The organism is Pseudonocardia sp. CA-107938, assembly GCF_050936315.1.
In the GTDB taxonomy this organism is placed as follows: Bacteria; Actinomycetota; Actinomycetes; order Mycobacteriales; family Pseudonocardiaceae; genus Pseudonocardia.
Genome location: NZ_JBNJNA010000001.1, coordinates 305,660 through 317,746, shown reverse-complemented (window position 1 = coordinate 317,746; position 12,087 = coordinate 305,660). Strand labels below are relative to the sequence as shown.

Below are 12,087 nucleotides of genomic sequence, written 5' to 3'. Positions count from 1 at the left end.
TCGACGTCCGGAAGGAACTCAGTGCAGCTCGTAGAGGGCGCGGTTCGAGGTCAGGTCAACACCCGGCACGAGACCGCCCCGACCTCTGATGACCGGAATCGGAGGACGCTCGGAACCCGGCCCATCACGCGCGTCAATGCTGGTCGCCGGTGAGTGATCAGCGCGAACGCCTCGCCCGTGGCGAGTGGTACCTGCTCGACGACGACCTCGCCGCGAGCCTGCGGCAGTGCTGGCGGACGCTCGACCGGTACAACGCCACGACCGCCGATCAGGACGCCGAGCGGCGCCGCATCCTGGAGGAGCTGCTCGGCGCGGCCGGTCCCGACGCCCTCGTGCTGCCGCCGTTCCGCTGCAGCTACGGCAGCCACGTCCGGCTCGGATCCCGCGCCTTCGTGAACCACAACTGCCTGTTCATGGACGATGCACCGATCACGATCGGCGACGACGTGCGGATCGGGCCGGGCAGCCAGCTCCTCACCGCGATCCACCCGATGGAGGACCACGACCGCCGCCGGGACGGCTGGGAACGGGCCCTGCCGATCACGATCGGCGCCAACGCCTGGCTCGGCGCCGGGGTGCTCGTCTGCCCCGGGGTCACCATCGGCGCGGACGCGGTGGTCGGCGCGGGCAGCGTGGTGCTGCGCGACGTGCCGGACCGGACGTTCGTGGCGGGCAAACCGGCGCGCGTGATCCGCGAGCTCTGAGCGCTACGCCCGGCAGAGCTCGTCGGTCGTGAGCGACGCGGGGGGAACGTTGTCCGGGCCTAGCCCGAACGGCGCCACGACGCGCAGCCATTCGTCCCCTGCGTGCAGAGCGTCGAGCTCGCGGTCGAACGCGGCCCGCAGGTCGAGGTCGGCCGGCCGCATGGCGAACCCGCCTGCGGGCGGCACGGAGCTCTGCGCCGTGATCGGCGGCGTCACCTCCAGCCCGGTGCCCGGGTTGCGCCGCAGCTCGTCGGCCAGGGAGATCGCGGTCATCACGCCGGCGCGCGCCCGGCCGCCGGTGATGGCCTCGAGCAGCTCGCGCTGGTCGTCGACGACCACCAGCCGGTCCTCGCGCACACCCGCCGCCCGCGACCGGTCCAGCTCGACGGACCCGACCAGCACCGCGACCCGGATCCCGCGGCGCGCGGCGTCGTCGAAGGTGCGCAGGCGCTGCGGGTTGCCGGCCGGTACGAGGAACGCCGGCGGCGAGACGAAGTCGGGCCGCGAGAACGCCACCTGCGCGCACCGCTGCGGGGTGATCGTCATGCCGGCTGCGACGAGGTCGCACTGCCCGGCCAGCAACGTCGGGACGAGCCGGTCGAACCGCACCTGGACGGCCTCGATGCCGCCGATCCCCAGCCTGCGCAGCACGAGCCGCGCGACCTCCGGCTGGGCGCCGGTCACGTGCCCGTCGGTGTCGGTGTAGCCGAAGGGACGCTCGCCGGAGATCCCGATCCGCAGCGCGCCGTCGCGGCGTGCCCGCTCCAGCGTCGAGCCGGACGCAGCCGGGGCGCAGGCGCCGAGCAGCGGCGCGACCAGCGCCGCGGCGAGGAAGGTCCGCCGGTCGGTCATCGCGCGACAGACTAGCGATCCCTGATCACTACGCTGGTCCTGTGGGCGCGCATGCGAGGTTGGTCGCCGTCGGCGAGGAGATGGTGCGGGTCCATCGCTGGTTGCGCGGCGAGCTGGCGGCGCTGTCCGCCGACCTGGACGCGGACCTGGCCGAGCGGCCGCGGCAGCTGGCCGCGCACTGCCTGTCGTTCTGCTCGGCGGTCGGGCGCCATCACCGCGGCGAGGACGCCGGCGCCTTCCCGGCGCTGCGCGCGGAGTTCCCCGAGCTCGCGCCGATCGTGACGAAGCTGGAGGAGGACCACGAGCTGGTCGCGGGGCTGTTGCAGCAGCTCGCCGCCCTGGTGGAAGGCATCCCCGCCGAGCCGACGGACGCCGACGCGCGCCGCATCCGCGCCGAGCTCGGCGGCCTGGCCGCGATCCTGGAGTCGCACTTCACCTTCGAGGAGCGGCGGATCGTCGACGCGTTGAACGCGCTGCCACCCGCTGCCGGCTCCGCGCAGGACCTGCTCGGGGTCACGGCGCCGGACTGATGGTCAGTCCGTCCACACGGCCGGTCGCTTCTCCAGGAACGACGCCATGCCTTCGCGGGCGCCGGGGGTCTGCGACATGGCCGCCATGACCTCGACGGCGACGGCGTAGGCCGCGTCCTCCGGCCGGTCGAGGTGCGCGTAGAGCGTCTGCTTGCCGACGCCCTTGCCGTAGCGGCTGCCGCGGGTGGCGCGGGCGAGCAGCTCGTCGACGTGCTTGTCGAGCTCGGCGTCGGGCACCGCGTAGTTGACCAGACCCCAGTCCGCGGCGGTGGCGGCGTCGATGGGGTCGCCGGTGAGCGCGAGCTCCATGAGCCGCTTGCGGCCGACGCTGCGGGCCACCGGCACGGCGGGCGTGTGGCAGAACCAGCCGCCCTTCCCGCCGGGCAGCGCGAAGCGGGCGGACTCGGCGGCCACGGCCAGGTCGCAGGAGGCCACGAGCTGGCAGCCGGCGGCCGTCGCGATCGCGTGCACCCGGGCGATCACCACCTGCGGCACCTCGTGGATCGTCTGCATGAGCCGCGTGCACAGCCGCAGCAGCTCCCGCACGCCGGCCAGGTCGCGGGCCGCGACGTCGGCGAAGTCGTGGCCGGCGGAGAACGCCGGGCCGGCGCCGGCCAGGACGATCCCGGTGGCGTCACTGCGGCCGGCGGCCTCGAACGCGTCGAGCAGCTCGCGCAGGTGGGGCTCGGAGAGCGCGTTGCGGCGGTCGGGGCGGTTCATCGTGATGCGGACGACCGCGCCGTCGCGCTCGACCGTGATGTGCTCGTGGTCGGCCATGCCTGCGACGGTAGCTCTGCGGATGCAGAAGGTCGACGGGACGATCGGGTCGCGCTAGTCTGACTTCGTGACCGAATCTGCGTTTCTGGTCAACGAGTCGGGCTCGGGGCGAGCGGAGCGACTCCTCGACTCCGCCGCCGAGCTGCTGCTGCGGTGGGGCTACCAGCGCGTGACGATCGACGACGTCGCGAAGCACGCCGGCATCGGCAAGGGCACGGTCTACCTGCACTTCCGCACGAAGGACGCGCTGTTCCTGACCGTGCTCCTGCGTTCTCACCGGCGGCTGTCCGCAGCTCTGATCGAGCGGATCGAGGCCGACCCGCTCGAGATGCTCCCGTCGCGGATGCTGCGTGGGTCGTACCTCGACGTCGCCGCCGACCCCGTCGCCCGCGTGCTGTACCTCGGTGACGCGGAGGTGCTCGGCCGGCTCGTCCACGAGGCCGGCGAGACCCTCGGCGCGATCGCCGCCCGACGCACCGAGGTGCAGCGCGGCTACCTGACCCGGCTCCGCGAGGTCGGGGCCCTGCGCACCGACCTGAGCGTCGACGGTCAGCTGGCCGTGCTCACGGCCGTCGGCGTCGGCTTCTTCATGAGCGCCGACGCCGGCACCGATCCGGCCGTCCAGGCCGACCTGCTGGCGCACACCGTCGCGGCGGCACTGGAGACCGCCGACCCGTCCCCGGCCGCGCTGTCCGCCGGGAGTGCGGGGGTCGTCGCCGGCCTGCAGTCCTTCGTCGCGCTGATCGACGAGGAATGGCGTCGCCGCGTCCGGTGATCCCGGACCGAACGAAGGAGAGATCCATGAACGCGCCTGCCACCACCCCTGCCGGCTCTGCTGCCGGCTCTGCTGTCGTCGCCATGACCGATCCGCAGCTCGTCGCGGACCCGTACGCGGGTTACGACCGGATCCGCGAGGAGGGGCCCGTCCGCCGCGCGATCGCCCTCGACGGCAACCCCGTCTGGCTCGTGACCCGGCAGGCCGACGTGCGCGAGGTCATGGCGGATCCCCGCGTCCGCGTCGACCCGACGGGGATCCCGGGCGCGGCTCAGGACGCTCGTGCCTCCCAGCTGCGCCAGATCGGCATGCCCGAGGACGCGATCGGCTACCTCACCGGCTCGATCATCGACCACGACGGCGCCGACCACACCCGGCTCCGCAAGCTCGTCTCCCGCGCGTTCACGGTGCGCCGGGTCGGCGAGCTGCGACCCCGCGTGGAGGAGATCGCCGCCGATCTGCTCGATCGGCTGCCCGACCCAGCCGAGCGCAGCTTGTCGGATCGAGCAGATGACACCGACCTGCTCGAGCAGTACACCTACCCGCTGCCGATCACCGTGATCTGCGAGCTGGTGGGAGTGCCCGAGGCCGACCGGCCCAACTGGCGCCGCTGGGGTGCGACGCTCGTCTCGATGAACCCCGAGGCGGTCCCGGCCGCGGCCACCGAGATGATCGCCCACTGCCACGAGCTCACCGACCGCCGGCGGGCGGAACCGCAGGACGACCTGCTCAGCGCGCTCGTCGTCGCCACCGACGAGCACGGCGACCGGCTCACCGACGTCGAGATCGTCACGATGCTCCTGACGCTCGTGTTCGCCGGCCACGAGACCACCGCCCACCTGCTGGCCAACAGCGCGTACGCCTTGATGACGAGCGAGCGCCCGCAGCTGGAGCGGCTGCTGGCCGACCCGTCCGGCTGGACCACCGCGGTCGGCGAGCTCATGCGCACCAGCGGTCCCGTGCAGATCGCCCGCGTGCGGTACGCGGCCGAGGACCTCCAGATCGGTGGCGTCACCATCCCGCAGGGCGACGCCATCCAGCCCGTGCTCGTGGCGGCCAACCGCGACCCGCGCGCCTACGACGACCCCACCCGCCTCGACGTCACCCGCCACCCGGCCGGACGCGGCGACGGCCACGTCGGGTTCGGGCACGGGCCGCACTACTGCCTCGGGGCGGCGCTGGCGCGGCAGGAGGGCGAGGTGGGCCTGCGGATGCTGTTCGAGCGCTACCCGCGGATCAGCTTCGCGGGGGAGGCACCGCAGTGGCTCCCGCTTCCGGGCGTGCGCCGGCTGACGGCGCTCCCCGTGCGTCTGGGGTAGCCGGCTCGTCCGCAACCGCCGTTCAGTACGACTTCGGCAGTCCCAGCGAGTGCTGCGCCACGAAGTTGAGGATCATCTCCCGGCTCACCGGGGCGATGCGTGCGGTGCGGACGGCGCCGATCAGCGTGCCCACCCCGTACTCGACGGACATGCCGTTGCCGCCGTGCGCCTGCACGGCCGCGTCGACGGCGTTGATGGCGGCTTCGGCGGCGGCGTACTTGGCGATGTTGGCGGCCTCGCCGGCGGCGGCGTGGTCGCCCGCGTCGTAGAACCAGGCGGCGCGGGTGGTGGCCATGCGGGCCAGCTCGACCTCGATGTGCGCCTTGGCCAGCGGATGCGCGATCGCCTGGTGGGCGCCGATCGGGGTCTTCCAGACGGTGCGGTCCTTCGCGTAGGCGATGCCGCGGTCGAGGGCGTAGCGGGCGAGGCCGTTGGAGTAGGCGGCGACGGTGATGCGCTCCGGGTTGAGGCCCGCGAACAGGGCTGCCAGGCCGGCCTCCTCGCCGCCGACCAGCGCGTCGTCGGGCAGGTGCACGTCGTCGAAGAAGACGGTGAACTGCTTCTCGGCGGCCGTGAACGCCATGTCGATCTGCTGGTAGGTCATGCCGGGCGAGTCGGTCGGCACGATGAACATGGCCGGCCGCAGCGTGCCCTGCGCGCCCTCCAGCCGCGCGACGACGAGCGTCGCGTCGGTCTCGTCGACGCCGGAGATGTAGTACTTGCGGCCGGAGAGCCGCCAGCCGCCCGCCGGGTCGCGTCGAGCCGTCGTGGTGATCTTGTGCGAGTTGGAGCCGGCGTCGGGCTCGGTGATCGCGAACGACATCTTGACGGTGCCGTCGGCGAACCCCGGCAGCCACCGCTCCTTCTGGTCCGTGGTGCCGCTGGTAGCGATGACGGTCGCGGCGATCGCCGGCGACACCACGATGAGCAGCAGCGGGCAGCCGGCCGCCGCGATCTCCTCGGCGACGATCGCCAGCTCGACCATGCCGGCCCCGCCGCCCCCGTACTCGGCCGGGACGGCGACGCCGAGGTAGCCGGCCTCGCCGGCGTCGCGCCACAGCTCGGTGGTCTTCCCGCCGGTGCGCGCCTTCTCCTGCAGGTAGTCGTGGCCGTACTTGGCGGCCATGGCGGCGACGGAGGAGCGCAGCAGCCGCTGCTCGTCGGTCTCTCGCAGGTCCATCAGGGCCGTCCTCCCAGGCGGGTGTCGAGTTGGCGGGCCCAGTCGTCCAGCATCGCGGAGCGTCGGGCGGAGTCGTCGGTGAGCAGGGCGGAGATGCCCAGGCCGCGCACCATGTCGAGGGTCTGCTGGATCGCCGCGCGGACGCCGGGGCGTGTCTCGTCGGCTCCCAGCAGCTCGACGGTCAGGCGGTGCGTGTCGCGCCCGACCTCGGCCTCCAACGGCACGACGACGGCCCGCAGGTCGGGATCGGAGCGGGCGGCGACCCACAGTTCCAGCGCGGCGCGGAAGAGCGGGCCGGTGTGCAGCTCGGCGAGCATGTCGAGCACCGCGCGGGTGCGCTCCGGCCCGAAGGGCAGCGCGGCGGCCGCGGCGCGGGCCTCGGCGAAGCGGGCGGCGCCGAGGTGCTCGACGGCGGCGACGACGAGGTCCGTGCGGGTCGGGTAGTGGTGGAGCTGGGCGCCGCGGGAGACACCGGCACGCTGGGCGACGATCGTGGTCGTGGTGCCCGACCAGCCCAGCTCGACCAGGCAGTCGACGGTGGCGTCCATCAGGCGGGCACGCGTGGTCTCGCTGCGTTCCTTCTGCCGGGTCGCCACCTGCGGAGCGTCCCTCAGTGAAAACAAACAGTCAAGACTGCTTGTTTATGAGGGCGGCGAACGCCGCATCGACGACGTCCGCGAGCGGTTGCGCGTCGGTGTCGTCGGCCCACGCCCACAGCGCCGTGAGCAGGGCTGCCTGCGCTGCCGCGGCCAGCACCGACAACCGCAGGCCGGGCTCCGGGAGGCCGGCGCGCTGCGCCAGCGCCGCGGCGATGTGCTGCTGGGCGCGGTACTCGTTCTCCCAGATCCGGTTGCGCAGCGCCGGTGTGTCCTTGACCAGCCGGGTGCGGGCTGCGACGGCTTCCATCTCGGCCGGCCCGAACCCGCGCATCGCCCCGACGAGCGCGCGCCGCACCGCCTCGAGCGGTGGTTCCGCGGCCGGGCGCGCGAGGATCGCTGCCTCGAGCATCGCGTCGTAGTCGTCGGCGAAGACGACCGCCTCCTTCGTCGGGAAGTGCCGGAAGAACGTCATGTGCGAGACGCCGGCCGCGGCCGCGATGCGCTCGACGGTCGCGGCCTCGTAGCCCTCGGTCAGGAACATGCGCAGGGCGTGGCGGCGCAGGTTCTCCCGGGTGCGGGCGCGGCGCTCGGCGTGTCGATCGGGTCGGGTCACGCGGCGGATGCTCCGACCCGCGGCGCCACGGCCGGTCCGAGTGCGCGTGTCAGCCACTCCGCGATGCCGCGGGGTTCGCGGCCGCGCCACGCCAGGTGCCCGTCGGGGCGGACGAGCAGGGCGTCGCGCCCTGAGCCGCGCAGGACGGCGACGGGGAGGCGCTCGGCAACGGCCGCTCGGATGTCGTCGAGGCCTGCGGGGCAGAGCAGCGCCCAGGTGTCGCCCAGCTCGGCGTGCAGCCGCGTCGGCGTGCCGTCGGTGCGCGTGCAGCGCAGGTCCGGCACGCGGTCGCCCGCTCGCAGTCCGCGGCCGAACCGCCGGCCGAGCGGCCCGTGCCGGTAGGAGATCCGCAGCTGGGAGGCGCGCTCCAGGAGGGCGCGCTGCACGACGTCGTGATCGAGCAGCGGGACGGCGAGCCGGCGCAGCGCCCGCGCGGGGGCGCTGTCGCCCAGTGCCACCCCGGTCGCCGCACTGGTCGCGGCCAACACCTCGGCCGCGACGGGCCGCCGCTCCGCCTGATAGGTGTCGAGCAGCTGCTCGCCGGCCAGGCCGGAGGCGACCAGCGCGAGCTTCCAGGCGAGGTTCTCCGCGTCCCCGATCCCGGTGTTGAGCCCCTGCCCGCCGAACGGGCTGTGCACGTGCGCGGCGTCGCCGGCCAGCAGGACCCGGCCGGCCCGGTAGGTGTCCGCGAGCCGGCGGTGGATGGCGAAGACAGAGGTCCACTCGGCCGCGCCCACCGCGGCGCGGGGGATCCCCGCGTCGGACTCGAGGAGTGCGGCGAGCGCGTCGCGCACGTCGGCAGCGGCGAGGTGCCCGCCCGCGGGCCGCCGGTCGGGCGCCATCAGCCGCCACAGGTCGGCGCCGGGCAGTGGGAAGACCGCGAGCATCCGGTCGCCCTCGAGCCACACGGTGACGGAGTCGCGGTCGATCGGCAGGTCGGCGTGGACGTCGGCGAGCAGGAAGCGCTCGTTCAGCGGCACGCCGGGGAAGCCGATGCCGGCGGCCTCGCGCACCGCGCTGTGCGCGCCGTCGCAGCCGACGACCCACGCCGCGCGGACCGTGCTGCCGTCGGCGAGCGCGACGTCGACGCCGGTGGCGTCCTGGTGCAGGCCGGTCGCGCCGGCGGCCCAGCGGATCGTGCCGCCCAGCTCGGCGAACCGGGCGCGCAGCCGGGACTCGATCTCGGTCTGCGACACGATCAGCGCCCGCCGGCGGACGAGCGGTCCGGCGCCGGCGAACCGCAGGTCGGCGAACTGCCGGCCGCCGACCAGCACCACGGTGTGCTCGATCGCCCGCCCGTGCTCGGGCAGGTCGCCGAGCGCGCCGATCCGGTCGAGCACCTCGATCCCGCGCGGCTGCAGGCCCAGCGCGCGGGACGTGGTGGCCGGCCCGGTCGCCCGGTCGACGACCTCCACGGGCACGTCGGCCGCGGCGAGTGCGCAGGCCAGGGCGAGGCCGGTGGGGCCGGCGCCGACGACGAGCACGGATGTGTTCATGGCCATCTCCCTGTGTTAGTCGCTAACATGTTAGCGACTAACATGAGAGATCACCAGTCATGCACGCTGCCGTCGTGGAGCCGGTTCACCGGCAGGTAGGCGCGGCGATACGGGTAGGCAGCCGCCGCGTCGAGGTCGAGCGTGACGCCGAGGCCGGGCGCCTCCCCGGGGTGCAGGTGCCCGTCGCGGAAGGTGTAGCCGCCCCGGAACACCTCGGCGGCCGCCGGCGGGTGGCCGGTGAACTCCTGGATGCCGAAGTTGTGCACGGCCAGGTCGAGGTGCACCGCTGCCGCCATGCCGACGGGGGAGATGTCCGCCGGGCCGTGCAGCCCGCTGCGAATGCCGTAGACGGCGGCGAGGTCGAGGAGCTTCTTCACCGCGGTGATCCCGCCGAAGTGCGTGACGGGGGAGCGCACGAAGTCGATCAGTCGCTCGGTGATCAGCGTCTGGTAGTCGAAGACGGTGTTGAAGACCTCGCCGATCGCCAGCGGCACCGTGGTGTGCTGCCGGACCAGCCGCAGCGCCGACTGGTCCTCGGCCGGGGTGACGTCCTCCAGCCAGAACAGGTCGTACGGCTCCAGATCCCGGCCGAGCCGCGCCGCCTGCTGCGGGCTGAGCCGGTGATGCACGTCGTGCAGCAGCGGCAGGTCGGGGCCGAACTCGTTCCGCACCGACTCGAACACGCCGGGGAGGTGCCGCAGGTAGGCGGCACTGTCCCAGTCCTCGACGACGGGCAGCACGGTGTCGGCGTCGGGCTGCGCGACCGCGTAGACGCGCTGCAGCCCCGGCACCCCGGTCTGGACGCGGACCGCCGGGTAGCCCTCGGCCAGGCGGGCCCGGATGCTGTCGAAGAGCTCGGGCAGATCGCGCCCCGACGCGTGCCCGTACGTCGCGACGCGGTCGCGGCTCGCGCCACCCAGCAGCTGGTAGAGCGGCAGGCCGGCGACCTGGGCCTTGATGTCCCACAACGCGACGTCGACGGCGGCGATCGCGGCCATCGTGACCGGCCCGCGCCGCCAGTACGCGCCGCGGTAGAGCGACTGCCAGGTGTGCTCGATCGCGTGCGCGTCCGTGCCGATCAGGAGCGGCACGACGTGCTCGCTCAGGTACGCGGCCACGGCGAGCTCGCGGCCGTTGAGTGTGGCGTCGCCGAGGCCGGTCAGGCCCGCGTCGGTGCGGAGCTGCAGCGTGACGAAGTTGCGGCCGGGGCTCGTCACGACGACGGCCGCGTCGACGATCCTCATCGCCGCAGCAGGTTCTCGACGTGCTGCGGGATGCTCACCGGGAGCAGCCCGCGCGTCGCGGACAGGGACACGCGGCAGACGCTACGCACCGCGCGGCCGCCGCGCGTCCTCGGTCAGGCCTGAGCGGCGGCGCGGAACGCCGCCAATGCCGCCACCGTCGCCGCGTCCGGGGTGCGCCGGTGCACCGCGGCCACGGTGGTGGTCGGCGCGCCGTCCAGCCGCTTGTGCACCACCCCGGCCCTGGTGATCGACGCCGCCGTGCTCGCGGTGACGAGCGTGCAGCCCAGCCCGCCCGCGACCAGGGCCAGCAACGCCGTCGTGTCCCTGGTCTCGGCGACGATCTGCAGCGGGAAGCCGTGCCGGCGGAACCACTGATCGCTGATCGCGTCGTGCAGGCCGGCGGCTATCGCGCGTGGCCAGAAGACGATCGGCTCGGCGCGCAGCAGCGCTCCCTGTACGGGCTCGGGCGCCGTCGCCAGCGGATGGTCCACCGGCACCGACAGCACCAGCTCGTCGTCGTGCAGCGGCACCACGACCAGCGCGGTCGTCACCACCTCGGCCGGCAGCCGCAGCAGTGCCAGGTCGATGCGGCGCTGCCGCAGCGCCGCCACCTGCTCGTCGACGGAGAGGTGGGCGAGGTCCAGCGTGATGCCGCGCTCGCGGGCCGCGCGCACCGCCGCGGGCAGGATCCCGTTGGCCACGCCGAGGACGTACCCGACGCGGACCTCACCGCCCGTCTCGCCGCGCGCGGCGGCCAGCGCGCGGTCGGCCGCGGCGATCGCGGCCCGCCAGTCGTCGATCGCGGCGCGCAGCGCGCCCGTCGGCTCGACGCTGCGGGTGGTGCGGTCGAACAGGACCACGCCGTGCGCGTCCTCGAAGGCCCGGACGGCACGGGAGAGGGTGGGCTGCGCGATGCCGAGACGGCGAGCGGCCCGGCCGAAGCTCAGCTCGTCGGCCACCGCGACGACGTACCGCAGCGGGCGCACCGGATCCATAGCTGGAGAGCATAAGTCTCAGAGCGTTGGTGCGGGACTGCTCTCGATCGCGCCGCCGTTGCGCTGGCCATGAGCGAATCGATGCTGGTGATGGAAACGGTCCGACCCGGTGGCCCCGAGGTGCTGCAGCCCGCGCGACGGCCGGTGCCCGAGCCCGAGCCGATTGAGATCCTGGTGCGGGTACGGGCGGCTGCCCTCAACCCCGTCGACTGGAAGACCCGCGCAGGCGGCGGGGTCGGCGGCCTGCTCGGCCCGGCGCCGTGGGTGCTCGGCTGGGACGTCGCCGGCGAGGTCGTCGCACTGGGCGGCGGTGTCACCCGGTTCGCCGTCGGCGACCGCGTGCTCGGCATGCCGCGCTTCCCGCACGAGGGCGGTGGCTACGGCGAGTACGTGACGGCGCCGTCGCGGCAGTTCGCCCGCATCCCCGACGGGCTCGACGTCGTCGAGGCGGCGGGGCTGCCGCTCGCCGGGCTGACGGCACTGCAGTCCCTCGCGGCCGCCGGCCTGGAGAAGGGGCAGCGGGTGCTCGTGCACGCCGGCGCCGGTGGCGTCGGGCACCTCGCGGTGCAGCTGGCCGCGGCCCGTGGCGCCCACGTCGTGGCGACCGCGTCGGCCGGCAAGCACGCGTTCGTGCGGTCACTGGGCGCGGAGCAGGTCGTCGACTACCGGGACCGGCCGTTCGAGGAGCAGGTCGAGGACGTCGACGTCGTGTTCGACGCCGTCGGCGGCGAGGTCGCCGACCGCTCCCTCGCCGTCCTGCGCGACGGCGGGGTGCTGGTGACGATCCTCGGCGGCGAGCTGCCGTCGAAGCCGGGCGTGCGGGTGATCTGGCCGCTCGTCGAGCCGGACGGAGCCGGCCTCGACGAGCTGACGGCACTGGTCGCAACGGGTGCCCTGCGCGTCGAGGTGGCGCAGACGGCCCCACTGACGGAGGTGGGGAGGTTGCACGAGGTGGGGGAGCTGGGCCGGACGGTGGGCAAGCTGGTGCTGACGGTCTGAGCCC

Annotated in this window: 13 protein-coding genes; 5 read left to right on the top strand and 8 right to left on the bottom strand. The window is 74.1% G+C overall.

The annotated features are described in order from the left end of the window. Positions 1-149 precede the first annotated feature (149 nt). Positions 150-704: a sugar O-acetyltransferase gene (locus ACQEVB_RS01490; protein WP_432963747.1), complete on the top strand. Its 555-nt coding sequence runs from the start codon at positions 150-152 to the stop codon at positions 702-704. A gap of 3 nt (positions 705-707) precedes the next feature. Here ACQEVB_RS01490 and ehuB read toward each other — a convergent pair whose 3' ends face one another. After that, complete coding sequence (gene ehuB, locus ACQEVB_RS01485) at positions 708-1,556, bottom strand: ectoine/hydroxyectoine ABC transporter substrate-binding protein EhuB (RefSeq protein WP_432963744.1); 849 nt, start codon at positions 1,554-1,556, stop codon at positions 708-710. A 41-nt stretch (positions 1,557-1,597) separates the two neighbouring features. On the opposite strand from ehuB, the gene ACQEVB_RS01480 reads away from it, so the two are divergent. After that, positions 1,598-2,086, top strand: coding sequence for a hemerythrin domain-containing protein (locus tag ACQEVB_RS01480; protein WP_432963741.1), 489 nt, complete (start codon positions 1,598-1,600; stop codon positions 2,084-2,086). Between the two features lie 3 nt (positions 2,087-2,089). Here ACQEVB_RS01480 and ACQEVB_RS01475 read toward each other — a convergent pair whose 3' ends face one another. Further along, positions 2,090-2,863, bottom strand: a complete 774-nt coding sequence (locus tag ACQEVB_RS01475) for an enoyl-CoA hydratase-related protein (protein WP_432963738.1) — start codon at positions 2,861-2,863, stop codon at positions 2,090-2,092. A 67-nt stretch (positions 2,864-2,930) separates the two neighbouring features. Here ACQEVB_RS01475 and ACQEVB_RS01470 point away from each other — a divergent pair, with 67 nt between their 5' ends. Further along, positions 2,931-3,638: a TetR/AcrR family transcriptional regulator gene (locus ACQEVB_RS01470; protein WP_432963735.1), complete on the top strand. Its 708-nt coding sequence runs from the start codon at positions 2,931-2,933 to the stop codon at positions 3,636-3,638. 26 nt (positions 3,639-3,664) lie between these two features. After that, positions 3,665-4,957 (top strand): cytochrome P450 family protein, encoded by a 1,293-nt coding sequence (locus tag ACQEVB_RS01465; protein ID WP_432963732.1) that lies wholly within the window; start codon positions 3,665-3,667, stop codon positions 4,955-4,957. A gap of 22 nt (positions 4,958-4,979) precedes the next feature. On the opposite strand, the gene ACQEVB_RS01460 is transcribed toward ACQEVB_RS01465, so the two are convergent. From ACQEVB_RS01460 to ACQEVB_RS01435, 6 genes are all read right to left on the bottom strand, one after another. After that, positions 4,980-6,137, bottom strand: coding sequence for an acyl-CoA dehydrogenase family protein (locus ACQEVB_RS01460; protein WP_432963729.1), 1,158 nt, complete (start codon positions 6,135-6,137; stop codon positions 4,980-4,982). Further along, positions 6,137-6,685, bottom strand: a complete 549-nt coding sequence (locus ACQEVB_RS01455; RefSeq protein WP_432980049.1) for a TetR/AcrR family transcriptional regulator — start codon at positions 6,683-6,685, stop codon at positions 6,137-6,139. The genes ACQEVB_RS01460 and ACQEVB_RS01455 overlap by 1 nt, the downstream gene beginning before the upstream one ends. Before the next feature lie 79 nt (positions 6,686-6,764). Beyond that, the gene (locus ACQEVB_RS01450) at positions 6,765-7,349 is read right to left on the bottom strand and encodes a TetR/AcrR family transcriptional regulator (RefSeq protein WP_432963726.1); all 585 of its coding nucleotides are present in this window, start codon (positions 7,347-7,349) and stop codon (positions 6,765-6,767) included. Further along, positions 7,346-8,845 (bottom strand): FAD-dependent monooxygenase, encoded by a 1,500-nt coding sequence (locus ACQEVB_RS01445; protein ID WP_432963723.1) that lies wholly within the window; start codon positions 8,843-8,845, stop codon positions 7,346-7,348. Before ACQEVB_RS01445 ends, ACQEVB_RS01450 begins: the two co-directional genes overlap by 4 nt. A 50-nt stretch (positions 8,846-8,895) precedes the next feature. After that, positions 8,896-10,089 carry a D-mannonate dehydratase ManD gene (gene manD / locus ACQEVB_RS01440; protein ID WP_432963720.1) on the bottom strand — a complete coding sequence of 398 codons (1,194 nt, stop codon included), beginning with the start codon at positions 10,087-10,089 and terminating at the stop codon, positions 8,896-8,898. Between the two features lie 113 nt (positions 10,090-10,202). After that, positions 10,203-11,084: a LysR family transcriptional regulator gene (locus ACQEVB_RS01435; protein WP_432963717.1), complete on the bottom strand. Its 882-nt coding sequence runs from the start codon at positions 11,082-11,084 to the stop codon at positions 10,203-10,205. Between the two features lie 81 nt (positions 11,085-11,165). On the opposite strand from ACQEVB_RS01435, the gene ACQEVB_RS01430 reads away from it, so the two are divergent. Further along, positions 11,166-12,083: an NADP-dependent oxidoreductase gene (locus ACQEVB_RS01430; protein ID WP_432963714.1), complete on the top strand. Its 918-nt coding sequence runs from the start codon at positions 11,166-11,168 to the stop codon at positions 12,081-12,083. The last annotated feature ends 4 nt before the right edge of the window (positions 12,084-12,087 follow it).

Bases quoted from the DNA above. Each gene is read 5' to 3' on its own strand.
- ehuB (WP_432963744.1), bottom strand. From the start codon at position 1,556: ATGACCGACCGGCGGACCTTCCTCGCCGCGGCGCTGGTCGCGCCGCTG.
- ACQEVB_RS01475 (WP_432963738.1), bottom strand. From the start codon at position 2,863: ATGGCCGACCACGAGCACATCACGGTCGAGCGCGACGGCGCGGTCGTC.
- ACQEVB_RS01465 (WP_432963732.1), top strand. From the start codon at position 3,665: ATGAACGCGCCTGCCACCACCCCTGCCGGCTCTGCTGCCGGCTCTGCT.
- ACQEVB_RS01460 (WP_432963729.1), bottom strand. From the start codon at position 6,137: ATGGACCTGCGAGAGACCGACGAGCAGCGGCTGCTGCGCTCCTCCGTC.
- ACQEVB_RS01455 (WP_432980049.1), bottom strand. From the start codon at position 6,685: ATGGACGCCACCGTCGACTGCCTGGTCGAGCTGGGCTGGTCGGGCACC.
- ACQEVB_RS01445 (WP_432963723.1), bottom strand. From the start codon at position 8,845: ATGAACACATCCGTGCTCGTCGTCGGCGCCGGCCCCACCGGCCTCGCC.
- manD (WP_432963720.1), bottom strand. From the start codon at position 10,089: ATGAGGATCGTCGACGCGGCCGTCGTCGTGACGAGCCCCGGCCGCAAC.
- ACQEVB_RS01435 (WP_432963717.1), bottom strand. From the start codon at position 11,084: ATGGATCCGGTGCGCCCGCTGCGGTACGTCGTCGCGGTGGCCGACGAG.
- ACQEVB_RS01430 (WP_432963714.1), top strand. From the start codon at position 11,166: ATGCTGGTGATGGAAACGGTCCGACCCGGTGGCCCCGAGGTGCTGCAG.